Source organism: Micromonospora sp. D93 (assembly GCF_018070365.1).
Taxonomy (GTDB): Bacteria; Actinomycetota; Actinomycetes; order Mycobacteriales; family Micromonosporaceae; genus Micromonospora; species Micromonospora ureilytica.
In genome coordinates this window covers 47,148-73,069 of the sequence record NZ_JAGPXW010000028.1, presented here as the reverse complement: position 1 = coordinate 73,069, position 25,922 = coordinate 47,148, and the positions used below count along the sequence as shown (strand labels likewise).

At 71.9% G+C, this 25,922-nt stretch carries 27 protein-coding genes; 10 read left to right on the top strand and 17 right to left on the bottom strand.

What is annotated here, in order from left to right:
• Positions 1–193 precede the first annotated feature (193 nt).
• Entirely contained in the window at positions 194–3,046 is a 2,853-nt protein-coding gene (locus tag KBX71_RS26120; protein ID WP_210820469.1) for an aconitate hydratase, read from the top strand.
• A gap of 77 nt (positions 3,047–3,123) precedes the next feature.
• Here KBX71_RS26120 and KBX71_RS26115 read toward each other — a convergent pair whose 3' ends face one another.
• Both KBX71_RS26115 and KBX71_RS33980 read right to left on the bottom strand, forming a co-directional pair.
• Positions 3,124–3,339, bottom strand: a complete 216-nt coding sequence (locus KBX71_RS26115; RefSeq protein ID WP_210820468.1) for a hypothetical protein — start codon at positions 3,337–3,339, stop codon at positions 3,124–3,126.
• Between the two features lie 57 nt (positions 3,340–3,396).
• Positions 3,397–3,840: a hypothetical protein gene (locus KBX71_RS33980; protein ID WP_247684133.1), complete on the bottom strand. Its 444-nt coding sequence runs from the start codon at positions 3,838–3,840 to the stop codon at positions 3,397–3,399.
• A gap of 114 nt (positions 3,841–3,954) precedes the next feature.
• On the opposite strand from KBX71_RS33980, the gene KBX71_RS26105 reads away from it, so the two are divergent.
• Positions 3,955–4,722: a DUF5753 domain-containing protein gene (locus KBX71_RS26105; protein WP_210820467.1), complete on the top strand. Its 768-nt coding sequence runs from the start codon at positions 3,955–3,957 to the stop codon at positions 4,720–4,722.
• Positions 4,713–4,901: a DUF397 domain-containing protein gene (locus KBX71_RS26100; RefSeq protein WP_210820466.1), complete on the top strand. Its 189-nt coding sequence runs from the start codon at positions 4,713–4,715 to the stop codon at positions 4,899–4,901. The genes KBX71_RS26105 and KBX71_RS26100 overlap by 10 nt, the downstream gene beginning before the upstream one ends.
• Before the next feature lie 297 nt (positions 4,902–5,198).
• Here the strand turns inward: KBX71_RS26100 and KBX71_RS26095 are convergent, their stop codons facing one another.
• From KBX71_RS26095 to KBX71_RS26055, 9 genes are all read right to left on the bottom strand, one after another.
• On the bottom strand, positions 5,199–6,434 hold the full coding sequence (locus KBX71_RS26095) for an RNA polymerase sigma factor (protein WP_210820465.1): 1,236 nt from the start codon (positions 6,432–6,434) through the stop codon (positions 5,199–5,201).
• Positions 6,435–6,463: 29 nt separating this feature from the next.
• The gene (locus KBX71_RS26090) at positions 6,464–6,835 is read right to left on the bottom strand and encodes a YciI family protein (RefSeq protein ID WP_210820464.1); all 372 of its coding nucleotides are present in this window, start codon (positions 6,833–6,835) and stop codon (positions 6,464–6,466) included.
• Between the two features lie 48 nt (positions 6,836–6,883).
• Positions 6,884–7,495: an ATP/GTP-binding protein gene (locus KBX71_RS26085; protein WP_196925521.1), complete on the bottom strand. Its 612-nt coding sequence runs from the start codon at positions 7,493–7,495 to the stop codon at positions 6,884–6,886.
• The gene (locus KBX71_RS26080; RefSeq protein WP_030337267.1) at positions 7,476–7,862 is read right to left on the bottom strand and encodes a DUF742 domain-containing protein; all 387 of its coding nucleotides are present in this window, start codon (positions 7,860–7,862) and stop codon (positions 7,476–7,478) included. Before KBX71_RS26080 ends, KBX71_RS26085 begins: the two co-directional genes overlap by 20 nt.
• Before the next feature lie 5 nt (positions 7,863–7,867).
• Positions 7,868–8,290 (bottom strand): roadblock/LC7 domain-containing protein, encoded by a 423-nt coding sequence (locus tag KBX71_RS26075; protein WP_124821974.1) that lies wholly within the window; start codon positions 8,288–8,290, stop codon positions 7,868–7,870.
• 90 nt (positions 8,291–8,380) lie between these two features.
• The gene (locus KBX71_RS26070; protein ID WP_210820463.1) at positions 8,381–10,957 is read right to left on the bottom strand and encodes a nitrate- and nitrite sensing domain-containing protein; all 2,577 of its coding nucleotides are present in this window, start codon (positions 10,955–10,957) and stop codon (positions 8,381–8,383) included.
• A gap of 124 nt (positions 10,958–11,081) precedes the next feature.
• Complete coding sequence (locus KBX71_RS26065; RefSeq protein ID WP_210820462.1) at positions 11,082–12,698, bottom strand: prenyltransferase/squalene oxidase repeat-containing protein; 1,617 nt, start codon at positions 12,696–12,698, stop codon at positions 11,082–11,084.
• Positions 12,691–13,608, bottom strand: a complete 918-nt coding sequence (locus tag KBX71_RS26060; RefSeq protein ID WP_210820461.1) for a terpene synthase family protein — start codon at positions 13,606–13,608, stop codon at positions 12,691–12,693. Before KBX71_RS26060 ends, KBX71_RS26065 begins: the two co-directional genes overlap by 8 nt.
• Entirely contained in the window at positions 13,605–14,942 is a 1,338-nt protein-coding gene (locus KBX71_RS26055; protein ID WP_210820487.1) for a cytochrome P450, read from the bottom strand. The genes KBX71_RS26060 and KBX71_RS26055 overlap by 4 nt, the downstream gene beginning before the upstream one ends.
• A gap of 443 nt (positions 14,943–15,385) precedes the next feature.
• Here KBX71_RS26055 and KBX71_RS26050 point away from each other — a divergent pair, with 443 nt between their 5' ends.
• Complete coding sequence (locus tag KBX71_RS26050; protein WP_124821979.1) at positions 15,386–15,634, top strand: DUF2630 family protein; 249 nt, start codon at positions 15,386–15,388, stop codon at positions 15,632–15,634.
• 44 nt (positions 15,635–15,678) lie between these two features.
• Here the strand turns inward: KBX71_RS26050 and KBX71_RS26045 are convergent, their stop codons facing one another.
• The 3 genes from KBX71_RS26045 to KBX71_RS26035 all read right to left on the bottom strand — a co-directional run bounded on the left by KBX71_RS26045 (position 15,679) and on the right by KBX71_RS26035 (position 18,378).
• The gene (locus KBX71_RS26045) at positions 15,679–16,611 is read right to left on the bottom strand and encodes a serine protein kinase RIO (protein ID WP_210820460.1); all 933 of its coding nucleotides are present in this window, start codon (positions 16,609–16,611) and stop codon (positions 15,679–15,681) included.
• A 196-nt stretch (positions 16,612–16,807) separates the two neighbouring features.
• Positions 16,808–17,452: an HAD family hydrolase gene (locus tag KBX71_RS26040; protein ID WP_210820459.1), complete on the bottom strand. Its 645-nt coding sequence runs from the start codon at positions 17,450–17,452 to the stop codon at positions 16,808–16,810.
• Positions 17,453–17,517: 65 nt separating this feature from the next.
• Complete coding sequence (locus tag KBX71_RS26035) at positions 17,518–18,378, bottom strand: carbon-nitrogen hydrolase family protein (RefSeq protein WP_307847317.1); 861 nt, start codon at positions 18,376–18,378, stop codon at positions 17,518–17,520.
• Between the two features lie 77 nt (positions 18,379–18,455).
• On the opposite strand from KBX71_RS26035, the gene KBX71_RS26030 reads away from it, so the two are divergent.
• The 6 genes from KBX71_RS26030 (at position 18,456) to mug (ending at position 22,708) form a co-directional block, all read left to right on the top strand.
• Positions 18,456–19,028 (top strand): TetR/AcrR family transcriptional regulator, encoded by a 573-nt coding sequence (locus KBX71_RS26030; RefSeq protein WP_030337284.1) that lies wholly within the window; start codon positions 18,456–18,458, stop codon positions 19,026–19,028.
• 81 nt (positions 19,029–19,109) lie between these two features.
• Entirely contained in the window at positions 19,110–20,042 is a 933-nt protein-coding gene (locus KBX71_RS26025) for a TIGR04222 domain-containing membrane protein (protein ID WP_210820457.1), read from the top strand.
• The gene (locus tag KBX71_RS26020; protein ID WP_210820456.1) at positions 20,039–20,857 is read left to right on the top strand and encodes a DUF692 domain-containing protein; all 819 of its coding nucleotides are present in this window, start codon (positions 20,039–20,041) and stop codon (positions 20,855–20,857) included. Before KBX71_RS26025 ends, KBX71_RS26020 begins: the two co-directional genes overlap by 4 nt.
• Positions 20,854–21,399, top strand: a complete 546-nt coding sequence (locus KBX71_RS26015; protein ID WP_247684131.1) for a hypothetical protein — start codon at positions 20,854–20,856, stop codon at positions 21,397–21,399. The genes KBX71_RS26020 and KBX71_RS26015 overlap by 4 nt, the downstream gene beginning before the upstream one ends.
• Positions 21,384–22,145, top strand: a complete 762-nt coding sequence (locus KBX71_RS26010) for an SDR family oxidoreductase (RefSeq protein ID WP_210820455.1) — start codon at positions 21,384–21,386, stop codon at positions 22,143–22,145. Before KBX71_RS26015 ends, KBX71_RS26010 begins: the two co-directional genes overlap by 16 nt.
• Positions 22,142–22,708, top strand: a complete 567-nt coding sequence (mug, locus tag KBX71_RS26005) for a G/U mismatch-specific DNA glycosylase (protein ID WP_210820454.1) — start codon at positions 22,142–22,144, stop codon at positions 22,706–22,708. Before KBX71_RS26010 ends, mug begins: the two co-directional genes overlap by 4 nt.
• A 14-nt stretch (positions 22,709–22,722) precedes the next feature.
• Here mug and KBX71_RS26000 read toward each other — a convergent pair whose 3' ends face one another.
• From KBX71_RS26000 to KBX71_RS25990, 3 genes are all read right to left on the bottom strand, one after another.
• Positions 22,723–24,699, bottom strand: coding sequence for an ABC transporter ATP-binding protein (locus tag KBX71_RS26000; protein ID WP_210820485.1), 1,977 nt, complete (start codon positions 24,697–24,699; stop codon positions 22,723–22,725).
• A 114-nt stretch (positions 24,700–24,813) separates the two neighbouring features.
• Complete coding sequence (locus KBX71_RS25995) at positions 24,814–25,581, bottom strand: enoyl-CoA hydratase/isomerase family protein (RefSeq protein ID WP_210820453.1); 768 nt, start codon at positions 25,579–25,581, stop codon at positions 24,814–24,816.
• A gap of 46 nt (positions 25,582–25,627) precedes the next feature.
• Positions 25,628–25,855: a helix-turn-helix domain-containing protein gene (locus KBX71_RS25990; protein ID WP_007462679.1), complete on the bottom strand. Its 228-nt coding sequence runs from the start codon at positions 25,853–25,855 to the stop codon at positions 25,628–25,630.
• Between the last annotated feature and the right edge of the window lie 67 nt (positions 25,856–25,922).

The window sequence follows — 25,922 nt, the reverse complement described above, 5'->3', positions numbered from 1 at the left end:
CCCCGACCCTACCCCCGCCGACCCGACGACGCGGCGCGGTCGTGGGCCGCCCAGCCCGTGACGCCGGGTTGCGCAGATAGCAAGACGGACGTACGGTTTTGTTGGAAGCGGAATCGGGCGGTAAGTGTCACCTAACCTCGGCGGCACCCCGACCGGTGCGACAGACTGCTCAGGACTACTCACGGTCGCTGGTGTGAAGGAGTACGACGTGGCGAGCCTCGACACCTTCGGTGCGAAGACCCAGCTACGCGTCGGAGACGCGAGCTACGAGATTTTCAAGATCGACAAGGTGGACGGCCAGGCCCGGTTGCCGTACAGCCTGAAGGTCTTGCTGGAGAACCTGCTGCGGACCGAGGACGGCGCGAACATCACCGCCGACCACATCCGCCAGCTCGGCGAGTGGGACTCCACCGCCGCCCCGAGCGTGGAGATCCAGTTCACCCCGGCGCGGGTCCTCATGCAGGACTTCACCGGCGTGCCCTGCGTGGTCGACCTGGCCACCATGCGCGAGGCCGTACGCGACCTGGGCGGCGACGCCACCAAGGTCAACCCCCTCGCCCCGGCCGAGCTGGTCATCGACCACTCGGTCATCGCCGACCTGTTCGGCCGCGAGGACGCGTTCGCCCGCAACGTCGAGCTCGAGTACGAGCGCAACAAGGAGCGCTACCAGTTCCTGCGCTGGGGTCAGACCGCGTTCAACGAGTTCAAGGTCGTCCCGCCGGGCACCGGCATCGTGCACCAGGTCAACATCGAGTACCTGGCCCGCACGATCATGGAACGGAACGGCCAGGCGTACCCGGACACGGTCGTCGGCACCGACTCGCACACCACGATGGTCAACGGCCTGGGTGTGCTGGGCTGGGGCGTCGGCGGCATCGAGGCCGAGGCCGCGATGCTCGGCCAGCCGGTCAGCATGCTGATCCCCCGGGTGGTGGGCTTCAAGCTCTCCGGTGAGATGCCGGCCGGCACCACCGCCACCGACCTGGTGCTGACCATCACCGAGATGCTGCGCAAGCACGGTGTGGTCGGCAAGTTCGTCGAGTTCTACGGCCCCGGCGTGAGCGCCGTACCGCTGGCCAACCGGGCCACCATCGGTAACATGTCTCCGGAGTACGGCTCCACCGTGGCGATCTTCCCGATCGACGCGGAGACGATCCGTTACCTGGAGCTGACCGGTCGCGACGCGGCGCAGGTCGCGCTCGTCGAGGCGTACGCCAAGGAGCAGGGCCTCTGGCACGACCCGGACCACGAGCCGGAGTACTCGGAGCGCCTTGAGCTGGACCTCGGCACCATCGAGCCGTCGCTCGCCGGCCCGAAGCGCCCGCAGGACCGGGTGCCGCTGGGTGCCGCGAAGACGCTGTTCCGCTCCGCGTTGACCGACTACGTGGCCGACGACTCCGTCGGTGAGCGTGACCTCAAGCCGGGCGTGCCCCGCGAGGAGCTGCCGCGCGGCGCCAACGGCCCGGCCGACGAGGCCAGTGCCGAGTCGTTCCCGGCCAGCGACCCGCCGGCCAACGAGTTCAGCGACCCGGCCGACGAGCCGCGTGACCTGGAGACCGCGGCGGTCGGCGCTGGTGGCCGGGCCAGCCACCCGATCCGGGTGACCGGCGCCGACGGCGTCGAGTACGAGCTGGACCACGGTGCCGTGGTGATCGCCGCGATCACCTCCTGCACCAACACGTCCAACCCGCAGGTGATGATCGGTGCCGCGCTGCTGGCCCGCAACGCCGTGGAGAAGGGCCTGACCCGTAAGCCGTGGGTGAAGACCACCCTGGCCCCGGGCTCGAAGGTCGTCATGGACTACTACGAGCGGGCCGGCCTCACGCCGTACCTGAACAAGCTCGGCTTCAACCTGGTCGGCTACGGCTGCACCACGTGCATCGGCAACTCGGGCCCGCTGCCCGAGGAGGTGTCCGCCGCGGTCAACGAGCACGACCTGTCGGTCGTCTCGGTGCTCTCCGGCAACCGGAACTTCGAGGGCCGGATCAACCCGGACGTCAAGATGAACTACCTGGCGTCTCCGCCGCTGGTGGTCGCCTACGCCCTGGCCGGCACGATGGACATCGACCTGGCCAACGAGCCGATCGGTGAGGACACCGAAGGCAACCCGGTCTACCTGCGCGAGATCTGGCCGAACAGCGCCGAAATCCAGGACGTCATCGCCCAGGCGATCGGCGCCACCGGTTTCAGCGCCGCGTACGCCGATGTCTTCGCCGGCGACGAGCGGTGGCAGTCGCTGCCGACCCCGACCGGCGACACCTTCGCGTGGGAGAGCGACTCCACCTACGTGCGGAAGCCCCCGTACTTCGAGGGCATGCAGCAGGAGCCGAGCCCGGTCGTCGACATCTCCGCCGCCCGGGTGCTGGCCAAGCTGGGTGACTCGGTGACCACCGACCACATCTCGCCCGCTGGCGCGATCAAGGCGGACTCCCCGGCCGGCACGTACCTCGCCGAGCACGGCGTGCCGCGCCACGAGTTCAACTCGTACGGTTCCCGTCGGGGTAACCACGAGGTGATGATCCGGGGCACCTTCGCCAACATCCGGCTGCGCAACCAGCTGGTGCCGGGGGTGGAGGGCGGCTTCACCGTCAACCACCTCACCGGCGAGAAGACCTCGATCTACGACGCCTCGGTGGCCTACCAGGAGGCTGGCATCCCGCTGGTCGTGCTGGCTGGCAAGGAGTACGGCTCGGGCTCGTCGCGGGACTGGGCGGCGAAGGGCACGATGCTGCTGGGCGTCCGGGCGGTCATCGCCGAGTCGTACGAGCGGATCCACCGCTCCAACCTCATCGGGATGGGCGTGCTGCCGCTGCAGTTCCCGGTGGACGTCACCGCGGAGTCGCTCGGCCTGACCGGCACGGAGACGTTCACCATCACCGGGGTGACCGCCCTCAACGACGGTGATACCCCGCAGACCGTGCTGGTCAGCACCGACACCGGCGTCGAGTTCGACGCCGTGGTGCGGATCGACACCCCCGGTGAGGCGGACTACTACCGGCACGGCGGCATCCTGCAGTACGTGCTGCGCCGCATGATCGCCAACTGATCGCGTACGGCTGGTCGAGGGCCGCTCCCGCTTCGGCGGGGGCGGCCTTCGCCGTCAACACTTAGGAAGGCTTGCGGTCAGAGCGCCCGGAGTCGCTCGTCTATCGCCGCATCCACTTCCCGGACGTCGTAGCCACGTAACCGCCGTCGAAGGCTGGCCGCCCGCAGCGCGTCTCGCGCGGCAGCCCGTGCCACAGCGCTGTCAGTAGCCAGAGCCCCATCGACCTCGGCGAAGAGACTCTCGACCTGACGCATGTCATAACCGCGCAGAGCAACCACGAACGGCAATTCCATGTGGCCACCATATCGGTCGCCGGTCGCACCGGCTGGGTTGGCGACAAGGGTGAACGCTCAGCGCAGCCGCAGTGCGACCGCGCGGGCCTCCTCGTCGGTGAGCGGCAGGAACCAGAGGAAACGGCGGACGATGGCGACCGGATCGGGGCCGCCCGGCTGGCCGCGCAGATCGCGGATCGCCCGGCGGGTGATCCGGGAGAACTCGGGAATCAGGGTCGCCCGGCGGGCGGCGTCCGTCGGGGTCGCTCGCAGCGCAGGGCAGGGCCAGTCCCGACCGCAGGCGTCGCACGTCCACAGGGGGCCGTCGGCGGTATGCGCGACCGGCGGGCCGCACCGGGACCGCCAACGTGACTCGGGTACGACGTTCGGCGCGCGACCGGGGCCACGGTACGGAGGGTGCCGTGGCCCGGTCGGGCCGGTGACGTTCACGCGGGGCGAGGCCGGCTGGCCCGGTCGATTGCCTGGCCGGTGTGGGCGGTTGCAGGACCTGTCCTCGGGCATCCGGTGCTCCCTCGTTGATGCTGTCTACACAGCACCCTGCCGAGGGTTGCCAAGCGATCACACCGCGTAGAAGTATTTCCTTCCGACGTCTGGAACGTTCTGGAGGGTCTGGAGATGAATCGAGCAGTACAGGCCGCGATGGCCGAGAGGGGCCACACAGCGGACAGTCTCGCTGCTCAGATTGGTGTCGATCCGAAGACGGCCGCCAAGTGGGCGAGCACGGGACGAATTCCGCAGACGCGTCATCGTGCGCGGGTGGCCGAACTGCTCGGCCGGAACGTCGATGAGTTGTGGCCGGACGCGCTCAAGCGCCGGACGCCGGCCTGGTTCCGACAGTGGGCCGAGATCGAGCGCGAGGCACTGTCGCTGCGGTCGTTTCAGCTCGCGTGGATACCGGGCCTCCTTCAGACCAAGGCGTACGCGCTGGCGACACTGGTCGGCGAGGCGCTGACACCGGCCGAGGCCGACGACCTCGCCGAGGCGCGGCTGAGCCGGCAGGCCATCCTGCGCCGGGAACGCCCGCCGCTGCTCGTCGCGGTCCTCGACGAGGGAGTCCTGCGGCGCACCCTCGACGGCGACCGGGCCATGATGCGGGAGCAGTGCGAGCGGCTGGCCGAGCAGGCCACGCTGCCGAACGTGTCGCTGTTCGTCGTGCCCGTCGACGTCGGCATGTATCCGGGCCTCGGTGGCCCGTTCACGGTGGCCGAGATGCCGGACGGGGCGCGGGTCGCGCACGTCGACAGCCAGGCGCAGGCGCAGCTCATCGACAAGGTTGGCGACGTTGCTACGCTCGATCGACGGTGGGAACGCATTCGCGACGGTGCCCTGTCGCGTGCGCAGTCCCTCAGCCTCATCAGAGAAGCGGCAGCATCATGGACCTGACCGGCGCTCGGTGGCGCAAGAGCAGCAAGAGCGGCAACAACGGCGGCGATTGCGTCGAGGTGGCCGACAACCTCGCGGGCGTCATCGGCGTACGTGACTCGAAGGACCCGGCCAGTCCGGCGCTCGCCTTCGACCCGGCGGCCTGGACCCGGTTCGTGGCAATGGCCAAGCGCTGCTGACCCTCCCCGCAATCGACCATGCGGCCCCACGGTGCAGGTAGACCAACGTGTGCAGAGCGAGAAGATCGCGCCGATCTTGCAGTTTCGGTCGTCGACCTGAGCGGGTATGCCCCTTGTGTCGGGACAGAAAATGCAAGATCGCGGAGCGGGGGCAGACCCGGCTCGTCGATAATGGAGTGGTGATGCCTGGTTTGGCAATTCACGGGGGCTTTGTCGCCCACCACAACTCCGTGATCGGCGTGGCGGCGCCGGTCCAGATGACCGACGTACCGCTCCTGGTGGCGTGCGACCGCTCCGCTACCGATCGAGTTCGTCGGCCCGGTCGAGCAGCGCACGGCGTTCGGCGGTCGAGCCCACCGCTGCCGCCGCCTCCCGGAACAGTCCGGCCGCCCGCGGCCGGTCACCCTGCCGGGCCACCAGGTCGGCCTCCACCGCCACACTGAGCGGGTAGCCGTCCAGCCCACCCCCGGCACGCGCCGCGTCGAGCAGGGCCAACCCGGCAGCCGGCCCGTACGCGTAGCCGTGTGCGACCGCACGGTTGAGCGCGATCACCGGCGAGGGGCGGATGTCGGCCAGCGCGTCGTAGGCCCACGCGATCGTCGGCCAGTCGGTGTCGTCGGCCGAGGCGGCGGTGGCGTGGCAGGCGGCGATCCGGGCCTGCCACGCGTACGGCCCGTCGTGGCGTACCCGATCGAGGGCGGCCAGGCCCTCGGCGATGGCCTCGCGGTCCCACCGGTCGCGGTCCTGCCGTTGCAGGGTGAGCAGGGTGCCGGCGGCGTCGCGGCGGGCGTCGGCACGGGAGTGTTGGAACAGGAACAGCGCCAGCAGCGCGGCGACCTCGGACTGCTCGGGCATCAACCGGTCGAGCAGCCGGGCCAGCCGGACCGCCTCGTCGGCGAAGGCGGGCTCGCCGTCGGCGACGTAGCCCCGGGTGAACAGCAGGTACAGCACGGCGAGGACGCCGGGCAGCCGCTCGGTCAGCGCCGGCCCGCTCGGCACCCGGTACGGGATGCCCGCCTGCGCGACGCGGGTGCGCGTCCGGGTCAGGCGGCGGGTCATCGTCGACTCGCTGACCAGCAGGAGGCGGGCGATGTCGGCGGTCGGCACACCGCAGACCGTTCGCAACGTCAACGCCACCCGGGCCTCGAGCGCGAGCGCCGGGTGGCAGCAGGTGAAGATGAGCCGCAGCCGGTCGTCCACCACGTCCTGCCCCACCTGCGGCTCGGGCGACGCGTCGTCCGGTGTGAGCAGGGCCAGGTCGTGCAGCTTGCGCCGCTCCACTGTGGCCCGGCGCAGCACGTCGATCGCCCGGTTGCGGGCCACCGTCATGAGCCAGCCGCCCGGGTTGGTCGGCACGCCGTCGGCGGGCCAGCGCTCCAGGGCGACGGTCAACGACTCCTGGGCGCAGTCCTCGGCCAACGCCCAATCGCCGGTCACCCGGATCAGTGTCGCGACGATCCGGGGGTACGCCTCGACGCCGGCGGCGGCAACGGCCTCCGCCGCCACGGCACCGGCCGGTGCCGGGATGCGCATCGGCCGGCGCTGTGAGGTGGACAACTCCGTCAGTCGGACAGGTCCGCGAACGGGCGCAGTTCCAGTCGCCCCTGGCGGGCCATCGGGTGGGTGCGGGCCACCTCGATCGCCTCGTCCAGGTCGGCGCAGTCGAGCAGGTCGAAGCCCACGATCACCTCGGCGGTCTCCGCGAACGGCCCCTCGGAGACGAGCAGCTCACCGTCGCGTACACGCACTGTGGTGGCAGCGCTTGTCGACCCCAGTTCGTTGCCGGTCAGACGCGGCCCTGGGAGTCGTTCTCCGCCACCCACTTGTGGATGTCGGGCAGCTCGGTGGGGTCGGTGTCCGGCTCGGTGTCGCTGCAAACGAACATCATGTACTTCATCTGGTCGCTCCTTGGTTTCTCGGGGTGTCGCCAGCATGACGATCGGCCGACGGTGTTCCGGACACCCTCCCCCGAAAAACTTCTGTCAGTCTCCGCTGGCGGCGCGGCGGCGGGCCTCGCGGGTCTTCATGGCGTGCTCCATCAGCGTGACGAGCACCTCCTTGCTGGACTCACGTTGCCGGGCGTCGCAGAGCAGCACCGGCACACCCGGGTCCAGGTTCAGCGCGGCCTGCACCTCGTCGAGCCGGTACTTCCGGGCGTCCTGGAAGCAGTTGACCGCGACCACGAAGGGCGTGCCCCGACCCTCGAAGTAGTCGATCGAGGGGAAGCAGTCGGCGAGCCGGCGGGTGTCGGCCAGCACCACGGCGCCGATCGCGCCCAACGCCAGCTCGTCCCACACGAACCAGAACCGGTCCTGCCCCGGCGTACCGAACAGGTACAGCACCAGGTCGTCGCTGATGGTGATCCGGCCGAAGTCCATGGCCACCGTGGTGGTGGTCTTGGCCTCCACCCCGGACAGGTCGTCGATGCCGACCCCCGACTCCGTCAGCACCTCCTCGGTGCGCAACGGCCGGGTTTCGCTGACCGCGCCAACCATTGTCGTTTTGCCCACGCCGAAGCCGCCCGCGACCAGGATCTTGATCGCGGTGGGCAGTGGCGTCGCTCCCGCCGGCCGGTCAGAGTGCCCGTAGTCCATTGATTACCGCCTCGAAGATGCTGTTGTCGGGAAGACCGGCCGTGGTCTGCGGCTCGCGGACCTGCACCAGGCTGCGGGCTGCCAGATCACCGAGAAGCACCCGGATGGTGCCCACCGGCAGGTCGAGATGGGCGGCGATCTCGGCGACGGACTGTATGCGCTGACACAGCCCGACGATCGCCAAATGCTCGGGACCGAGACCGACCTCGGGCGTGACCTCGGCTCGGGTCGCCGTGACCAGGGAGATCAGGTCGAATGTGCCGGTGACCGGGCGGGCCCGACCGCGCGTCACCGCGTACGGACGCACCACCGGACCCGCATGGTCATCCACCCACTGATGGTCTGCGGACTCCCCCTGGACCGTCATCGCCGCTACCTCTCGCCGACCTGCTGATCGGTGCCGCGCGACGGCGACGCGACGTACTTGCCGACCCGGGTGACGAGCATCGCCATCTCGTAGGCGATCAGGCCGACATCGGCGTCCTCGGTGGCCAGCACCGCCAGGCAGGCGTTGCGGCCGGCCGCCGTGACGAACAGGAACGACGACTGCATCTCGATGATGGTCTGCTGCACCTGCCCGCCACCGAAACGCTTGCCGGCACCCCGGGCGAGGCTCTGGATGCCGGCCGCCATCGCTGCCAGGTGCTCGCCGTCGTCCCGGCTCAACCCCTGGGAGGAGGCCATCATGAGGCCGTCGGTGGAGAGCGCGACCGCGTGCTCGGCCTGCTTCACCCGGCCCACCAGGTCATCCAGCAACCACGTCAGGTCGGCGCTCGAAGCCGTCTTCTGGGTCACTTCGTCGTCCTCTTCTCGCCCGGCTGTGCGCCGTGTTCGTCTGGGGCTTGACCGTCACACCGCGTGGAAACCCGCGTCATCGGTGCTCGGTCAGGTCGCTTGTGGATCCTCGTCGGTCGGCTCGGACGGCGTCGCCGCCGGGGCGCCGGAGGCGCCGCCGAGCAGCCGAGCCGCGTCGGTCCGCCCACGCCGGGTGCCGGTCTGGTAGGAACTCATCATCCGGCGAACCTGCTCCGGTGGGCGCACCACATCCTCGTCGTCGGTCTCCGACATCGCCGGGTCGTCTCGCAACTCGGGAACGATGCTCGCCTGTCGGACCCGGACGGGCAGGCCGGAGTCGGTCCGGTCCGTCTCGGCGCGGGCGGGCATCGGACCACCGTCGCCGGCCGCGACCGGCTCCGCGTCGCGGGCCTCCGGGCGGACGCGTTCGACGGCGGGTAGGCCAGTGGGCACGGTCGGGGCTTCAAGTGCGGGCTGACCCGGGCCCCGCCGGGCACGGGTGGGCAGGTCGGGTGTGCCGGACGCCGGGGTGGTCCGCTGTCGGGTGGGGAGAACAGTGTCCGCCTCGGCCTCCTCGTCCGTCGTCGGGGTGGTGGTGTCGGTCGACATGGGCACCGCCGACGTCACCGGCACCGCCGACGTCGCCGGCACGTCCGGCGTGGTGGTCGTCGGCGCGGCGAGCGCGACAGGTGCGAGGGACGCCGGACGGCCGGTGTCCGCGGTGGGCGCCGACGGCATCGGGATGGCCGAACCGGCCCGGAACGAGCCCGAGTCCTCCGGGGAGACGCCGGCCTCGGTGACCAGGTCCAGCGGAATCAGCACGACAGCCGTGGTGCCGCCGTACGCGGACTCCTTGAGCCGTACCCGCACGCCGTGCCGTTCGGTCAGCCGGCTCACCACGTAGAGCCCGAGGCGGGCGGCGTTGGCGAGGTTCAGCTCGGACCGGTCGACGATCCGGTGGTTCGCCGCGGCCAGGTCCTCCTCGCTCATGCCGAGGCCCCGGTCCTCGATCTCGATGGCGAACCCGTTGGAGACCAGCTGGCCGCGGACCTCGACGGTCGTGTGCGGCGGGGAGAACGACAGGCCGTTCTCGATCAGCTCGGCCAGCAGGTGGATGATGTCGCCGACCGCGCGGCCGGCGAGGGAGACCGGCCCGAGCGGCAGCACGTTGACCCGGGTGTAGTCCTCCACCTCGGCCACGGCACCGCGCACCACGTCGACCATCGGGATGTTGCGCCGCCAGGCCCGACCGGGGGTGGAGCCGGAGAGCACGATGAGGTTTTCCGCGTTGCGCCGCATCCGGGTGGCCAGGTGGTCGACCCGGAACAGGTCCTCCAGCTCCTCCGCGTCGTGTTCGCGGCGCTCCATCGAGTCGAGCAGGGTGAGCTGGCGGTGTACGAGTGCCTGCGTGCGTCGGGCCAGGCTCAGGAAGACCTCGCGGACGTTGCGACGCAGGTCGGCCTGCTCGACGGCGGTCCGCAGGGCGGTCTCCTGCACGGCGTTGAACGCCTTGCCGACCTGGCCGATCTCGTCGGTGCCGAACTCCAGTGGGGGCGCCTCGGTGGCCACGTCGACCTCCTCGCCGCGCCCGAGCCGCTCCACCACCCGGGGCAACCGCTCGTCGGCCAGCTGCCAGGCGGCCTCACGCAGCCGGTCCAGCTGGCGCAGCAGGTTCCGCGCGGTGGTGATCGAGATGACGACGGAGGCGATGACGGCGAGCAGGCCCAGACCGGTGGCGAGCACCAGTCGGACGACGACCATCACGGCCACACCGGTGGCCCGACCCACGATGCCCTCGCCGCCCGCGGTCACGGCGTTGTTCACCTCGGCCAGCACCGGCTCGACGGTGCCCCGCCACTGCTCGGCGCCGATCGGCAGCTGGGTCGACGGCCGGCCCTCGCGGATGATGCTGTCCTGCACGGCGCGCAGTCGGGTGAACGCCTCACCCTCGACGAGCTGCTGGTAACGGCGCTGGTCGGCGTCGGCGAGCCGGACCCGGGTCTCCTCACCGAGGAACCGCTCCGAGCCGACCAACGCGACGTAGCGGGCGTACTCGGCGCCGCTCATCCGACCGTTGCCGAAGAGGCCGCTGAGCAGCGCGTCCTCCTGGGAGATCAGCTCCTTCGTCCGGTTCAGCTGGATCAGGGCCGCCGCCTCGGCGGCGATCTGCTTGTCGTCCAGACTGCCCGTCACGTCGTAGATCTGGAAGATCGACTCGATCGCTCCGGTGTACGCCTCGGCGGCGGTGATCCGGTCGATCTTGCGGTCCAGCACCTCGGCGCGGGTCTGCTCCAACGCGTTGATCTGGGCGATCGTCATGCCGAGCTGGGTGTCCAGTGCGGAGCTGCCGGCGATGTCGACCTGCCAGTTGCGCACCGAGTCAGCGAAGTCGCCGGCCAGCTCCGCGGCCTTACGCTGCTCGGCCTCCAGAGCCGTCCGCTGCGTGGCGTCGGGGTTGCTCAGGTACGCCTGGGTCAACCGCCGCTCCACCTGGAGTTCCTGCAACAGCGGTTCGCTCGGCGTGTAGACCTTGCTGTTGAGCAACTGGACACCGAGCAGGTTGAAGCCGTCCCGCAGGGTCACCCAGGCCGCGAACATCCACAGCGCGACCAGGGAGAGCAGCAGGGCGACAATCTTGGTGCGGATACTCGTACCGCGAGAACGCATTGAACCGTCCCAGGCCGGGCGTTGACTCAGCTCATCAACGGGTGATCAGAGGGGGCGACGTCCCACCGCAGCGGGGCATCCGGGGCTGAGGCTCTGCGTACGCTAGCAGTGTCCACACAACCCCTCAAGTTGTTGTTTTTGTTGACCGGTAACCGCAATCCACCACCGATCGGTCCGCGCCGGAGGCACGAACGCCGACCAGTCGGCAGGCGGCGAGCACTGCGGCGCGCACGATCACGGTCGGACAGTACAGCTCCTTGCCGTACCACAGTGGAGGGTGTTCCCGGGCGGCGGATTCGTGCAGGTAGGCGTGCCCACGAGCCACGGCGTCGTCGACCCGTGGCACAGTCGTCGGCACCGTCAGCAGCACCTGGAGGGCGTACGCGGTCTCCTCGGCGGTGCCGCCCCACCGCCCCCACGACCCGTCCGCGCGTTGGCTGTTCAGCACCCAGCCGGCCGCCCGATCCACCGCCTCGGCGGCGGCCGCACCCCGCCCGAACTCGGCAAGTGCCAGCACGCAGCAGGCGGTGGCGTAGTACGGCGAGGCGTGCCAGCGGTCCTGCCAGGCGCCGTCCGCGCGCTGGTGCCCGGGCAGCACCACGCTCAGCCGGTCGACCGCCCGGTGATAGCGCGCGTCCGCGTCCGGGTGCCGGCTCAGGTGCTGACCGAAGGCGTCCAGCACGTGGGCGTTTGTGGTGACCGAGAAGCCGTCCTCCCCCGGCCAGGTGCAGAAGCCGTCAGCCGTCTCGTACGCCCACAGACTGCCCGGGTCGGCCGGACGGCCGAGTCGGGCCAACGCGTCGAGCGACACCGAGGTGGTGTCGGCGTCGGTCGGCAGGCCCTCACCTGTGGCGATGCCCTGGCCGGCGGTGGCGGCGGTCAGGGTCTCCACGACGGAGTTCGGCGGGTTGATCGGGATGCCGGCCCGGCTCAGGCCGCCCAGCACCCAGGCCCGCTCGAAGACGGTGATCGGTGCCGGGCAGGGCACCGGGCCGCCTTCGTCGCGGATCAACGCCCGCAGGAAGGCGTACGCGGTGGGGCCTGCGGCCGGGCCGGCCGCGGTCAGCCAGGCCGCGGTCGCGGCGGGCGAGGCGCCGACCGCGGTGAGCGTGGGGCCGGCGTCCGCGGGTGCCGCGTCCAGGATCTCGTAGAAGTGAGCCAGCTTCGGTGGCAGCGCCGCCCCGGCGGCCACCGCTGACCGTACGGCGCGCAGCCGGTCCCGGTTGAGCCCGGCGGGCAGCGGCAACGGCGGGTGGGGCAGTCGGTCGGCGGTGGCCCGCTCCAGCCCGGCGAGCCGGTCGTTGATCGTGTCGACGAGCGCCGGAACGATGAGGTCCAGCGCGGGAGTGTCCGGCAGGGTCCGTGCGTCGGTGCGGAGCAGCGTGCCGACGAGCGCACCGAGCCCACGGGCCACGGGGGCGAGCAGCTCCGTCCCGGCCCTGCCGTCGACGAGCGCGGCGAGCAGCGCGTCGGTGGCGCTCAGCGTCGGCACCAGGGCGTACCCCTCGGGTGGGCCCCACGCCCCGTCCGGGCGCTGACTGCGCACCAGGAACGCGATCCGCTGGTCGTGCCCGGTCAGCCAGGGTGCGACGGCGACCAGACGCCCGGTCTCGTACACCGACGCGGCGACCTGCCCCCACGGCCGCAGGCCGAGACCGGCGATCAGTTCGCGGGCGGCGTCGGTGACCGGGTCGGCGGCGGTCGGCGCGTCGGCCAACACCCGGGTGGCGCGGTCACTCATCGCGTGCCCCCCAGAAGTCCGACAGTTGGTAGAAACCGCCGGTGAAGGAGATCTGCCGGTTGAGGTAGTCCGCCTGGCGGGGACACCGCTCGGCCAGGGCGGCCAGGTCCCCCCGGGACCGGGCGGTCAGCTCGGCCAGTCGGTCGTGCACCTGCGCCGGGTCGTCGACCAGCAGAAGGGCGTTCAGGTCCCCCCACTCGGCGTCCCGGCCGTGGGTGGCCAGGTCGTTGACCAGCCGCAGTACGCGCTGCACGCCACGACCGGCGTCGAGCAGGTCGGTCAGCTGGGCGAGGGTCCGGTCGTCGCCGGTGGCGATCCAGTGGGTGACGTTGACGAAGGAGCAGGCGAGGTTGTCGGCGTTGTCCAGGTAGCGGTCCAGGTCGGGCAGGCGCCGCCCGGTGGTCGGGTCGGTCGGCAGGTTCTTCCAGTCCCACTCCCGCGCCACGGCGGCGAGCATCCGGGCCAGTTCGTCGCGCCAGATCGGCCGCAGCCGGGCGAAGGCCGGCACGGTGGTCAGCTCGTCGCGCAGGTCGGCCAGCAGCCGCGCCAGGTGCCGCCCCGGTGGCGGCGCCGCGCCGTCGGCCACCGCGAGGCAGTCGGTCACCACCTCCCGGACGTCGTCGACGGACCGCGCGAGGTAGTCGACCTGCCAGTCGGCGGCAAAGACCCAGAGCAGGGTACGAGTGGTGATCCGCAGCTCCGCGGCGGTGTGCCACGGCGCGGTGAAGGCGATGGCGGTGGCCACTGAGCTGAGCAGCGCCGGGTCGAACGGCGCGGCGTCGAACAGCTCGGGGTGGGCGGCGGTGACATCCTGAAGGTCGCGTACGCCCCGCACGGCGAGCGCGCACACCCGGCCCTGCTCGGCGACCGCGTCCTGACCGGCCCGCGCCGGTCGCGGGGTCTCCGTCACGATGCGGCCGTGCGCTCGACCGGGGTGAGGATGAGCTCGGCCCGTTGCTTGGGTTGCAGCGAGGCGCCCATCCGGGGGGTGAGGTCGACCGGTTCACTGAGCTGGAAGCGGTAGCGGCTCAGCACGGTGCTGACGATGAGCTGGGCCTCCAGCAGGAACAGGTACTGCCCGAGGCACTGGTGCGGGCCCCCGCCGAACGGGAAGTAGGAGTAGCGGTAGCGCCGCCGGGGCAGCTCCGGCGCGAACCGCTCCGGGTCGAAGAGCGCCGGGTCGTCCCAGAACGTCGACATCCGCTGGGTGACGTACGGGCTGACCAGCACGGTGCCGCCGGCCTTGATCCGTACCCCGCCCAGCACGTCGTCGCCGACCGCGGTGCGCGGGATCATCCAGCCGGCCGGGTAGAGCCGCAGCATCTCGTCGAGCACCATCCGGCCGTAGCGCAGCTGGGGCAGGTGCTCGCGGCCGACCCGTTCGGCGCCAACCACCCGCTCGATCTCGTCGGTCATCCGCTCGGCCACGTCGGGCCGGGACGCCAGCACCGGCCAGAGCCAGGAGAGCAGGGCGATCGTGGTCTCGGTGGCGGTGGAGAACATCGCGACCACGTCGCCGCGGATCGCGTACTCGTCGGGTTCGCTGCCGTCGGCGCGCGGCCGGCAGAGGGTGGAGATGATGTCCTCGCCGTCGGTGGGGCGAGCCCGAGCCTCCCGGATGATCGGCAGTACCACCTCGTCGATGGTGCGCACGGCCTCGCGGAAGCGCCGGTCGCCGGGCATCGGCACCGCGTACGGCACGGCGGGCATCAGCAGCCGTGGGAGCATCGCGGTCGTGACGGTGTCCAGCGCGGCGCTGATCCGCAGCGCGTCGGGGACCGAGATCCGGTCGGCGAAGAGCACCCGCATGGTGGTGCGCAGGACGATCCGGGTCAGCTCGGCGCCGCCGTCGATCGGGCGACCGGCGCGGGCCGGTTCGAGCCACTCGTCGACCGCCTCGTTGATCGCCTCGGCCATCTTGTCGACGAGCGTCTCGGCCCGCTTGGCGGTGAACAACGGTTGCAGAGCGCCTCGGCTGGACTCCCAGACCTCACCCTCGGCGACCAGGATGGCGTCACCGACGATCCGACGAACGGGTCGCCAGAGCAACCCGTCGCCGTCCCGGGTGTAGTTGGCAACGTTGTCCCGCAGAACGCGTTGCAGGTGCTCAGGATGGCTGACCAGGTAGGGGCGGAACGAGCCGAGGTTCAGCCGGATGACCTCGCCGTCGGCGGCCTGCGCGAAGTCGACGAGCGCGCCCAGCGGGTCACGGACCAGTGCGGGCAGAGCGCGTCGTAACGGGATCGTCCGGGGTTCGGGGCTGACGGTGGCGGGGCGTGCCTCGAACACCTGCGACATCGAACCACTTCTCCTCGTCGTCCCGGCGACCGTAGCGGTCCACTTCGGTCGGGCAGGTTGATGAAACTTTCACCTTCTGGGCCGACGGAAGCATCTCATCAAACGAGGGGCACCTCCAGACTTGCGGACAGCGCAATTTCCGGTTACGCCAACGCACGTACATCAATGTCTCGCCCTACGGGAATCCTGAATGGATTGTCAGGCGAGGTGCCGCGCCGGGCCGGCCGACGAACCAGCGCGACGGGCGCAACGGGCGCGTGCCGCCGACCGACCACGGCATCAGCACCAGGCGGGCGTGTCGGAGCTGGCCGGCGCGGGCCAGTGACGCCTGACGCACCGGTACCCCCGAATCCGGGCGATGCCCGGCACCCTGTGCCAGGCTCTGTGGCATGGACGACAAGACCATCCTGAACCGGATCTCCGAGCTGGTCGACGAGGAACACAAGCTGCGTGCCGACGCCCAGGCCCACGAGTCGGGCACCGAGGGCGACGCCAGCGAACGACTGCGCGCGCTGGAGGAGTCCCTCGACCAGTGCTGGGACCTGCTGCGCCGCCGACGGGCCGCCCGGGAGACCCACGGCGACCCGGACGCCCAGGGCGAACGCCCCAAGCCCGAGGTGGAGCGCTACCTGCAGTAGCCGACGCGGCGGGTCGGGCGGTGTGGCCGCCCGACCCGCTCCGATCAGCGCAGGCCCGCCTCGCGCAGCAGCTCTCCGGTCAACACGCCGGGATCGACCTGCTCGGTGGGGAGACCACGAGCCGCGAACCAGGCGCCGACCACCCGCACATCGCGGGCCAGGAACTCCGGCCCCTGCGGGTTCGCCACCACGTCGACCACCTGCGGCAGGTCGATCACGACCAGCCGACCCTGGTGCACGAGCAGGTTGTACGGCGACAGGTCGCCGTGCGCGTAGCCGGCCCGAGCCAGCACCCGCAGCGCCTCCACCAGTTGGGCCCACAGGTCACGCAGCTCGGCCGGGTCGGGTCGTAGCTGGGCCAGTCGGGGCGCCGCCTCCCCCGACTCGGCGTCACCGACGAACTCCAGCATCAGCTCGGTGCCGCGCACCTGCACCGGGTACGGCACGGCGATCCGGTCGTGCCCGGCGCCGATCTCCCAGAGCCGGCTCAGCGCGGCGAACTCGGCCGCTGCCCACTGCCCGGCGATCATCTGCCGGCCGAACGCCGTCCGACCGGCCATCGCCCGATTCTCCCGGGACCGGCGGACCCGGCGGCCCTCCAGGTAGCCGGCATCGCGGTGGAACAGCCGGTGCTCGGGATCGCGGTAGCGTTTCACAGCGAGCAGGCAGGACCGGTCGGTGTCGGGCACCGCCCGACGGACCAGGTGGACGTCCGCCTCCTTGCCGGTCTTCAGCACACCCAGTTCGGTGTCCTTGGCGGCCAACTCGGTGACCAGCCAGGCCGGGTGGGGCTGTGGCCCGTGCACGGCGTCGTCCCAGGACGACCAGCGCTCGCCGGTGTCCGGGTCGGGCTCGCTGTCCGGGTCCGCGAGCGGCTCAGTGGGCCGCCCGCGCTTCAGAAACTGTGGTTCGTCGTCGTCGAAGCGGCTCTTGCCGCGGCTGCGGCGCTCCAGCGCCGGAAGGTCATGATCGCGCACTGTGGTGAGGTTCCCTTGGTCGAGGCTGAGATAGGCGGCTGGAAGCGACCTGCGAAGACGGCCATGACCGACCCCCTCTCCTCAACCGGACACACGCCCGGGATGCACCATGCGCGGACAATGCTCGTACCACCACGGCAGGCGGTCAACCGAATTACCGAGCCGCCGCCTGAACGCGACCTCCAGCGCGGGAAACTCAGCGGGCCAGGACGGTGGCGACCGCGGCGATCAACCCGTCCACGGTGCGGCTCGGCGCGAACCGGACGTCCGACCAGGTGCGCCCTCGGTGCAGCCAGACACTGGGCAGCCCGACGGCCGCCGCGCCGCCGATGTCCGCCTCCGGGCTGTCACCGATCACCCACGCCCCCCGCAGTGGCATCCGGACCCGCTGGGCGGCGAGCGCGAAGATTCTCGGGTTGGGCTTGCTGACGCCGGCCTCCTCGGAGATCACCCAGTCGGCGACGTACTGGTCCAGCCCGGTCCGACGAATCTTGGCGTCCTCGACGCGTACGGTGCCGTTGCAGACCACCACCGGCACCCAGCCGGCGTCGTCGGCGATCCGCAGCGCGCAGGCGGTCAGCGGGTCGAGCCGGGTCTGCGCCACCACGCCGTCGTGCAGCTCCTCCACCAGATCGATCGAGGGAATGCGCAGCTCGTAGCGGTCCCGGATGGCGTCGGCGAGGTCCCAGCGGTCGGTCAGACCGTCGGCGTCGATCGAGACGAGCCAGTCGATGTCGGTGTGGGGCGCGCCGATGCTGTCCAGGAAGCGCTGACCCCAGCGGCGGAACGGCCCGGCCCGATCCAGCAGGGTGTTGTCCAGGTCCAGCAGGAGCAGTGGCACTCGGGCACCCTACGGGACCGACGTGTCCGCCAACAGATGCGGCGGCTGTTGACCTGTCGAAGGGCTCAGCCAGGCATCGACACGCGGGGGCCGCCCTGCTCCGACAGCCGATCGACGAGCATCGAGTGGGCCGCCCGGGTGGCTCCGAGCACGGCGGGATCCAGCGTCGCCACGAGCACCGCCGCGCCGTCGTCGGCCCCGCGGACCAGTACCCGCCCCTCGGGGTCGTAGATGGCCGCGCCGCCGTTGAACCGCCACGGGTCGACGCCGCCGACCGAGTTGGCGAAGACCACGAACATCGTGTTGTCCAGGGCACGCGCGGCGTAGTAGAGATCCCGGCGGTGCTCGGAGCCGGCCAGGTATCCGCTGGGACACAGGTAGGCGTGTGCCCCGTCGAGGGCGGCGGCCCGGCCGTGCTCGGGGAAACACCCGTCGTAGCAGATGCCCAGCCCGAGCCGCCAGTCGTCGACGAGCAACGTGGCACCCCGATCGCCGGGGGTGAACAGCTCCCGTTCGTCGCCCCACAACTGCTGCTTGTCGTACCCGACCCGTACCCCGCCGGCCCGGTCGACCACCAGCGCCGCGATGGTCCGCCGGCCGTCCGGGTGCCGGACGGCCGCGCCGACCAGCGCGGTGACGCCGGCCTCGCGCGCCGCGACGCGCAGCGGGTCGAGCCGGGGATCCGCGACCATCCCGGCCGGATCGGCCGCGACGTCCGTGCCGGCCGGGTCGGCGGCGAGGGCCGGCGGGTGGTACGCGCAGAGGAACAACTCCGGCAGGACTGCCACCCGGGCGCCCCGCTCGCCGGCTTGGCGCACCAGGTCGGCGGCGACGACCACGTTGCCGACGACGTCGCCCGGCGTGGGGGTGGCCTGGACGGTGGCCACTGTCAGCGGGGAGCTGGGCACGGTGCGGGGCTGGGTCACCGGGCGATGGTAATCGGCGACATCCCAAGCCGTACGTACGGTTTGCATGCCCCGGGGTGACCTGCGACGATCGACGTGTGCCCAGAGTAAGCCAGGACCAGCTCGACGCGCGCCGGCAGGAGATCCTCGCCGCGGCCCGGGCGTGTTTCGCCCGGCTCGGCTACGAGGGGGCGACAGTACGCCGCCTCGAGGAGGCCACCGGCCTGTCCCGTGGCGCGATCTTCCACCACTTCCGCGACAAGGACTCACTCTTCCTGGCCGTCGCCGAGGACGACGCCGCGGCCATGGTCGAGACGGTGGCCCGCAACGGTCTGGTGCAGGTGATGCGCGATCTGCTCGCCCGCGCCGTCTCCCCGGACACCACCGGCTGGCTGGGCAGCCAACTGGAGGTGTCCCGGCGGCTGCGCACCGACCCCGCGTTCGCCAAGCGGTGGGCCGAGCGGTCCGCCGCGATCGCCGAGGCGACCAGGGACCGGCTGGCCCGCCAGCGCGACGCCGGGGTGCTGCGCGAGGACGTACCGATCGACGTGCTGGCCCAGTTCCTGGAGCTGGCCTACGACGGCCTGGTGCTGCACCTGGCCATGGGCCGACCGGCCGGTGACCTGGGCCCGGTGCTCGACCTGGTCGAGGAGGCGGTCCGCCGCCACTGACCACGCGGACACCGGTCGGTCGCCCGTGGCGACGCTGCTCCACAATGGGGCCGCCGATCCCTCCGGTGACAGGAGCAGTCGATGATCGTCTACGCCGCTTCCGGCGACACCTGGGGCATCTCCGGCCCGACCTTCCTCCGGTACTACCTCGCGGCGGCGATCGTGGTGGTGGCGATCGTGGCGTACCACCGGATCCGCCTGCTGGCCGCCCCGGCGCAGACCACACTCGATCCACTCGGACCACAGCAGGTCGCGTACCTCAACGGTGGTCCCCAGCTCGCGGTACACGCCGCCCTGGGCGGGCTGCGCGGCAGCGGCGCCGTCGGCGTGCGCCCGGACCGCCGGCTGACCACCGTCGGTGCCGCCCCGTCCGGGCTCACCCCGCTGGACCAGGCCATCCACTGGGCAGCCCACCGGCACTCGCGGGTCCGGGACCTGCCGCAGGACGAGCGCGTACGCACCGCGCTGGAGCAGATCCGCAACGGCCTGGAGCAGCGCGGGCTGCTGACCAACGACACGCAGCGCGCCCGCGCCCGCCTCTGGAACCAGGTCCTGCTGGCCCTCCTGGGTCTCGGCGTGCTCCGGCTGTTCTCCGGCTTGTTCAGCGATCGCCCGGTGGGTTACCTGCTGCTCACCCTGGCGGGCCTCCTGGGCGCGGCCCTGCTGCTGGGCCGCGCGCCCGTCCGCACCCGGGCCGGCCGCACCGCCCTCCGCTCCGTCCGCCGCGAACACACCCACCTCGCGCCCGCCTCCGCGCCGGCCTACGCCACCTACGGAGCGGCCGGCGCGGCGATGGGCGTGGCCCTGTACGGCACCGCCTCGCTCTGGGCGCTCGACCCGGGCTTCGCCGAGCAGGCCGAGATCCAGCGCCAGGCCATCTCCGGCAACGGAGGCTGGACGGGCGGCTCCGACGGATCGTCCGGTGGCGGAGGCGACAGCTCCGGTGGAGACGGCGGCAGCTCCTGCGGCGGTGGAGGCGGCGGGTGCGGGGGCGGCGGCGGGTGCGGCGGATGACCGGCCCGTCCGGCGTCGGCATCGGCTGGCGTCCGGAGATCGCCGGCTTCGTGGCCGAGCTGCCCGGCCTGCGCTTCGTCGAGGTGGTGGCCGAGGGGGTGCCCGCCTCCGGGCCGCTCCCGCCCGGCCTGACGCAGCTGCGGGAACGCGCGGTGACAGTCGTACCGCATGGGGTTCGGCTCTCCCTCGGCGGCGCCGAGCCGGTCGACAGGGCCCGGGTCGCCCACCTGGCCGCGGTGGCGAAACGCCTGGACGCCCCGCTGGTCAGCGAGCACATCGCGTTCGTCCGGGCGGGCGGCCTGGAGGCCGGCCACCTGCTGCCGCTGCCGCGCAGCCGGGAAGCCGTCGACGCGGTCTGCGCCAACGTGGCGCGGGCACAGGCCGAGCTTCCGGTGCCGATCGCGCTGGAACCGATCGCCGCGTTGGTGGACTGGCCCGACGACGAGCTGGACGAGGCGGACTTCCTCACCGAGATCCTCGACCGGACCGGGGCACTGCTGCTGCTGGACGTGGCCAACGTGCACGCCAACGCCCGCAACCGGGGCGCCGACCCGCTCACGTTGCTGGACCGCCTGCCGCTGGAGCGGGTCGCGTACGCCCACGTGGCCGGCGGCGCCGAGCACGGCGGTTTCTACCACGACACCCACACCGACCCGGTGCCGGCGGAGGTGCTGGAGCTGGTCGGCGCGCTCTGCGACCGGCGGCGACCGCCGGCGCTGCTGCTGGAGCGCGACGGCCACTACCCGCCGGCCGCCGAGCTCCGCGCGGAACTGGACGCCCTGGCCGCCGCCGCGGGCTTCCCGGCCGTGACATGACCGGCGCACCCGACGGCGACCTCATGCCCACGCCCCGGGCAGGGCTCGCCGAACGGCAGGCCGAACTGGTGGCGGCGCTGGTCGCCGGAGGGCCACCCCCGGCGGGGTTCGCGCCGGGCCCCCTGGCCGCCACCCGCGCGGCCCTGCTGCGCAAGCGGGCCGGCGAGGTGGCCCGGCACTGGCCACTGCTCGCCGCCGGCCTCGGCGCCGGGTGGTCGAGGACCTTCGCCGACTGGGCCGCCCGGCGACCCACCGCCGGATCACTGCGCGACGGTTGGGACCTGGCCCGTGCGTTGCACGACCAGCACGCGCTCCCCCCGGCGGCCGCCGAGGAGTTGGCCGTCCGTGAGGCGCGCCTGCGCTATGACGGGCTTCGGGCGCCGCGTCCGCGCCGAGTGCCGGCGGTGGGCCGCGCCGGCGGCGCCGTCGCAGTCCAGATCGTCGGCCGGGTACGCCTGCTGCGCCCCGCCCCACGGGTACCCACCCCTCCTGGCGACGGTCTACCGGATGCGGCAGGATCGAAGTTATGGATCTCGGACTGACCGACCGCGTCTACGTCCTCACCGGCGCGTCTCGCGGCCTGGGTTACGCGACCGCGCAGAGCCTTGTCGCCGACGGCGCGCGGGTGGTGCTCTCGGCTCGGGACCCGGCGGCGGTGGCCACCGCCGCACAGCAGTTGGGTGGCCCGGAGCACGCCGTCGGGCTGACCGCGGACCTGACCGACCCGGAAACCCCGGGGCAGCTCGTCGCCGCCGCCCAGGAGCACTTCGGCCGACTCGACGGCGCGCTGATCTCGGTCGGCGGCCCACCGGCCGGCAACGCCGCGGCGATCACCGACGAGCAGTGGCGGCTCTCCTTCGAAACCGTCTTCCTCGGCACCATCCGGGCGGTCCGCACGATCGCCGCCGTACTGCCCGAGGGCGGCGCGATCGGGCTGGTGCTCTCCACCTCGGCCCGCGGCCCGGTGCCCGGCCTGGGCATCTCCAACGGCCTGCGGCCCGGCCTGGTCGGCGCGGCCAAGGACATCGCCGACGACTACGGCCCGCGGGGGGTCCGGGTGGTCGGGCTGCTGCCCGGCCGGATCCTGACCGACCGCAACCGGGAACTCTTCGCCGCGACCGGCGACCCGGATCGCGCCCGCGCCGACGCGGAGGCCACCATCCCGCTGCGCCGCCTCGGCGACCCCGCCGAGTTCGGCCGTGTGGCCGCGTTCGTGCTCTCCCCCGCCGCGAGCTACCTCACCGGGATCACCCTGCCGGTGGACGGCGGCGCGCTGCGCGGCCTGTGACGGCAGGTGGGGTCCGGCCGACCCGGGCGGACCTGGCGGCGGCCGCGGACCGGACCATCCCCGACGTCCTCGCGCCGGGGCTGACGGTGCTCTTCGTCGGCATCAATCCGGGCCTGTGGTCGGCCGCGACCGGGTGGCACTTCGCCCGGCCCGGCAACCGGTTCTGGCCCGCCCTGCACCGGGGCGGGTTCACACACCGGTTGCTGCACCCCAGCGAACAGGACGAGTTGCCCGCGCTCGGGCTCGGCATCACCAACATGGCCGCCCGGGCCAGCGCCCGCGCGGACGAGCTGAGCGCCGAGGAACTCCTCGACGGCGCGGCGACCCTGACCGAGAAGGTGGCCCGGTACCGGCCGCGCTGGGTGGCCGTGGTGGGGGTGACCGCGTACCGGATCGGTTTTCAGCGGCCGAAAGCCACATTCGGGCCGCAGCCGGAGTCCCTGGCCGGCGCCCGGCTCTGGGTGCTGCCCAACCCGAGCGGCCTGAACGCCCACTTCACCCCGGTCACCCTGGGCCTCGCCTTCGCCGAGCTGCGCGTCGCGACGGAACTACCGGCCCGTTGATCGACTCGGCGACGTCAGTTGGCGGCGGCGGGCGGCAGCACCTCGTCGGCGCGGTAGGTGCCCAGCGGCATGACCACCGGCTCCGGGCCGGTCGCGTCGACGAACGGGGTGGGCGAGTCGGCGATCGCGAACTGGGTCCGGTACAGCTCGGCGTAGAGCCCGCCGACCGCGACCAGCTCCTCGTGCCGACCCCGCTCGACGATCCGGCCGCCGTCGAGGACCAGGATCTGGTCGGCGTCGCGCACTGTGGAGAGCCGGTGTGCGATCACCAGTGCGGTACGCCCGGCCAGCGCCACCGACAGCGCCCGCTGCACCGCCGCCTCGCTCTCCGAATCCAGGTGTGCGGTCGCCTCGTCCAGGATCACGATCGACGGGGCCTTGAGCAGCAGTCGCGCGATCGCGATGCGCTGCTTCTCGCCGCCGGAGAACCGGTAGCCGCGCTCCCCCACTGTGGTGTCCAGACCGTCGGGCAGCGCCCGGACCAGGTCGGCCACCTGCGCACCGGCCAGTGCGGCCCAGATCTCGTCGTCGGTGGCGTCCGGCTTGGCGTAGCGAAGATTCTCGGCGATCGTCTCGTGGAACAGGTGCGAATCCTGAGTGACCACACCGATCTCGTCGCGCAGGGAGGCGAGTGTCGCGTCGCGTACGTCCACCCCGCCGACCAGCACCTGCCCGTCGCTGACGTCGTAGATCCGGGAGATGAGCATCGACAGTGTCGACTTGCCGGCCCCGGAAGGGCCGACCAGCGCGACCATCTGCCCCGGCTCGACACTGAACGAGACCCCCTTGAGGACCGGTTCGTTGACGGTCCGGTCGAGCGTGGCGACCTCCTCCAGCGAGGCGAGGGAGATCTCGGCGGCGCTCGGGTAGCGGAAACGCACGTCGCGGAAGTCGACCCGGCCGGCGCCCCGGGGCACCCGCACCGCGTCGGGCTTCTCCACGATGCCCGGCTTGAGGTCGAGCACCTCGAAGACCCGGTCGAAGGAGACCAGCGCGCTCATCACGTCCACCCGCACGTTGGACAGCGCGGTGAGCGGCCCGTACAGGCGGGTGAGCAGCAGCGCGAGGGTCACCACGGTGCCGGCGCTGACGCCGCCGGTCACCGCGAGCCAGCCACCGAGACCGTAGGTCAGCGCCTGCGCCAGTGAGGCGACCAGCAGCATCGCCACGAAGAACGTCCGTGAGTACATCGCGGACTGGATGCCGATGTCGCGCACCCGCTCAGCCCGGTCGGCGAACCGGCGGGCCTCGATCTCGGGCTGGCCGAAGAGCTTCACCAGCAGCGCGCCGGCCACCCCGAAGCGCTCGGTCATGGTGGCGCTCATCTTGGCGTCGAGGTTGTACGCCTCGCGGGTGATGTCCGCCAGCCGTCGACCGACCCGGCGCGCCGGAATGATGAAGATCGGCAGCAGCACCAGGGAGAGCGCGGTGATCTGCCAGGAGAGGGTGAACATCACCGCCGCGGTGAGCACCAACTGGATGACGTTGCTGACCACACCGGACAGGGTGGAGGTGAACGCCCGCTGGGCGCCGAGCACGTCGTTGTTGAGCCTGCTGACCAGCGCGCCGGTCTGGGTACGGGTGAAGAACTGCAACGGCATCCGCTGCACGTGGTCGTAGACCCGGGTGCGCAGGTTGAAGATGATGCCCTCGCCGATGCGGGCGGAATACCATCGTTGGGCCAGCGACAGCAGCGCGTCGGCGACCGCCAGCGCGGCGATGAACAGGGCCAGCCGCACCACGAGCCGGCCGGCCTCGGTGCCGCCCCGGTTGATCGCGTTGATCACGTCACCGGCGAGCACCGGAGTGGCCACGCCGATGATGGCGGCCAACACCACGGTGGCCAGGAAGACGATGATGTCGCGCCGGTAGGGCTGGGCGAACGCGACGATGCGGCGGGCCACGCCGCGCTTGAGCCGGTGGGCGGAGACCTCGTCGCGGTTGCGCATCGACCGGAGCATGCTCCACCCGACCATGCCACCGCCGGACATCGGGTTGGACATCGCTCACCTCCGGGTCGCCGGGCAGACCGCACCGTCAGGTCAATTCTCCCGACGAGTGTGACAACCTCGGTCGTAACCCGGATCTTCCCGTGCGGTCCTTACCTATTCTCCAGTGCCGGCGAGGTCACGCAGCCGGCGGGTCTGCGCCTCCCGCTCGGCGCGCTGCTGGTCGGCGTGCGACCGGCCGCCCGCACCGGCGAGCAACGCCTTGATCTCCACCACCGCGTCGCGGGCCCCGGAGAGCAGGCCGGCGGTCAGGTCCCGCACCGCGCCGTCCAGCTCGGCCGGGGGTACGACAAGGGTGGCCAGCCCGATCCGGTCCGCCTCGGCGGCGTCCAACCGGCGGCCCGTCGCACAGATCTCCAACGCCCGCGAATATCCGACCAACTCGACGAGGCGTTTCGTGCCGGCCAGATCCGGCACCAGGCCGAGGGTCACCTCGGCCATCGACAACTTCGCGTCCGCGGACAGCACTCGCAGGTCACAGGCGAGCGCGAGCTGGAAGCCGGCACCGATCGCGTGGCCCTGCACGGCCGCGACGGAGACCACGTCCGGTCGGTGCAGCCAGGTGAAACCGGCCTGGAGTTCCGCGATGCGCTCGGCGCACTCCTGCTCGGACAGCGCGGCCAACTCGGCGAACGACCCCGGGCCGGAGGCGCCCGCCACCGCGAGATCGAGGCCGGCCGAGAACGCACGACCCTCACCACGGACCACGACCACCCGCACGTCGCCGGGCAGGTCACGGGAGAAGTCGCTCATCGCTCGCCACATCGCGGGCGTCTGGGCGTTGAGCACGTCGGGCCGGCACAACGTCACCGTGGCGACCGGCCCGTCGCAGGTCAGCCGAACCCCGGTCGCCTCGGCGGTCACCGGACGTCCCGGGGCGCGGCGCTGGTGAACGACGCTGAGGGGCGGGTCACGCCTTCTTGCGGCGCCGGGCACCACCGCGCTGACGCAGCTGCACCCCGGACTCGGTGAGCACTCGGTGGATGAACCCGTAGGAACGGCCGGTCGAGGCCGCCAACGCGCGGATGCTCTCCCCCGAGGTGTACCGCTTTACCAGGTCCTTGGCGAGCGTCTGACGCTCGGCTCCGACGATCCGGCGACCCTTCTCAGTGCTGGTGGCTGTGCCAGTGGCTGCCATGCTGTGTCCTCACGTCCCAGACTGTGCGGTTCGGATACGGTCCCACCTATTAGACCGCCTCGGACGA

Excerpts from the sequence above, each read along its gene's own strand:
- KBX71_RS26115 (WP_210820468.1), bottom strand. The coding sequence starts at position 3,339 with ATGGAATTGCCGTTCGTGGTTGCTCTGCGCGGTTATGACATGCGTCAG.
- KBX71_RS33980 (WP_247684133.1), bottom strand. The coding sequence starts at position 3,840 with ATGCCCGAGGACAGGTCCTGCAACCGCCCACACCGGCCAGGCAATCGA.
- KBX71_RS26105 (WP_210820467.1), top strand. The coding sequence starts at position 3,955 with ATGAATCGAGCAGTACAGGCCGCGATGGCCGAGAGGGGCCACACAGCG.
- KBX71_RS26100 (WP_210820466.1), top strand. The coding sequence starts at position 4,713 with ATGGACCTGACCGGCGCTCGGTGGCGCAAGAGCAGCAAGAGCGGCAAC.
- KBX71_RS26095 (WP_210820465.1), bottom strand. The coding sequence starts at position 6,434 with ATGCGCATCCCGGCACCGGCCGGTGCCGTGGCGGCGGAGGCCGTTGCC.
- KBX71_RS26090 (WP_210820464.1), bottom strand. The coding sequence starts at position 6,835 with ATGCTGGCGACACCCCGAGAAACCAAGGAGCGACCAGATGAAGTACAT.
- KBX71_RS26085 (WP_196925521.1), bottom strand. The coding sequence starts at position 7,495 with ATGGACTACGGGCACTCTGACCGGCCGGCGGGAGCGACGCCACTGCCC.
- KBX71_RS26080 (WP_030337267.1), bottom strand. The coding sequence starts at position 7,862 with ATGACGGTCCAGGGGGAGTCCGCAGACCATCAGTGGGTGGATGACCAT.
- KBX71_RS26070 (WP_210820463.1), bottom strand. The coding sequence starts at position 10,957 with ATGCGTTCTCGCGGTACGAGTATCCGCACCAAGATTGTCGCCCTGCTG.
- KBX71_RS26065 (WP_210820462.1), bottom strand. The coding sequence starts at position 12,698 with ATGAGTGACCGCGCCACCCGGGTGTTGGCCGACGCGCCGACCGCCGCC.
- KBX71_RS26050 (WP_124821979.1), top strand. The coding sequence starts at position 15,386 with ATGGACGACAAGACCATCCTGAACCGGATCTCCGAGCTGGTCGACGAG.
- KBX71_RS26025 (WP_210820457.1), top strand. The coding sequence starts at position 19,110 with ATGATCGTCTACGCCGCTTCCGGCGACACCTGGGGCATCTCCGGCCCG.
- KBX71_RS26020 (WP_210820456.1), top strand. The coding sequence starts at position 20,039 with ATGACCGGCCCGTCCGGCGTCGGCATCGGCTGGCGTCCGGAGATCGCC.
- KBX71_RS26015 (WP_247684131.1), top strand. The coding sequence starts at position 20,854 with ATGACCGGCGCACCCGACGGCGACCTCATGCCCACGCCCCGGGCAGGG.
- KBX71_RS26010 (WP_210820455.1), top strand. The coding sequence starts at position 21,384 with ATGGATCTCGGACTGACCGACCGCGTCTACGTCCTCACCGGCGCGTCT.
- KBX71_RS26000 (WP_210820485.1), bottom strand. The coding sequence starts at position 24,699 with ATGTCCGGCGGTGGCATGGTCGGGTGGAGCATGCTCCGGTCGATGCGC.
- KBX71_RS25990 (WP_007462679.1), bottom strand. The coding sequence starts at position 25,855 with ATGGCAGCCACTGGCACAGCCACCAGCACTGAGAAGGGTCGCCGGATC.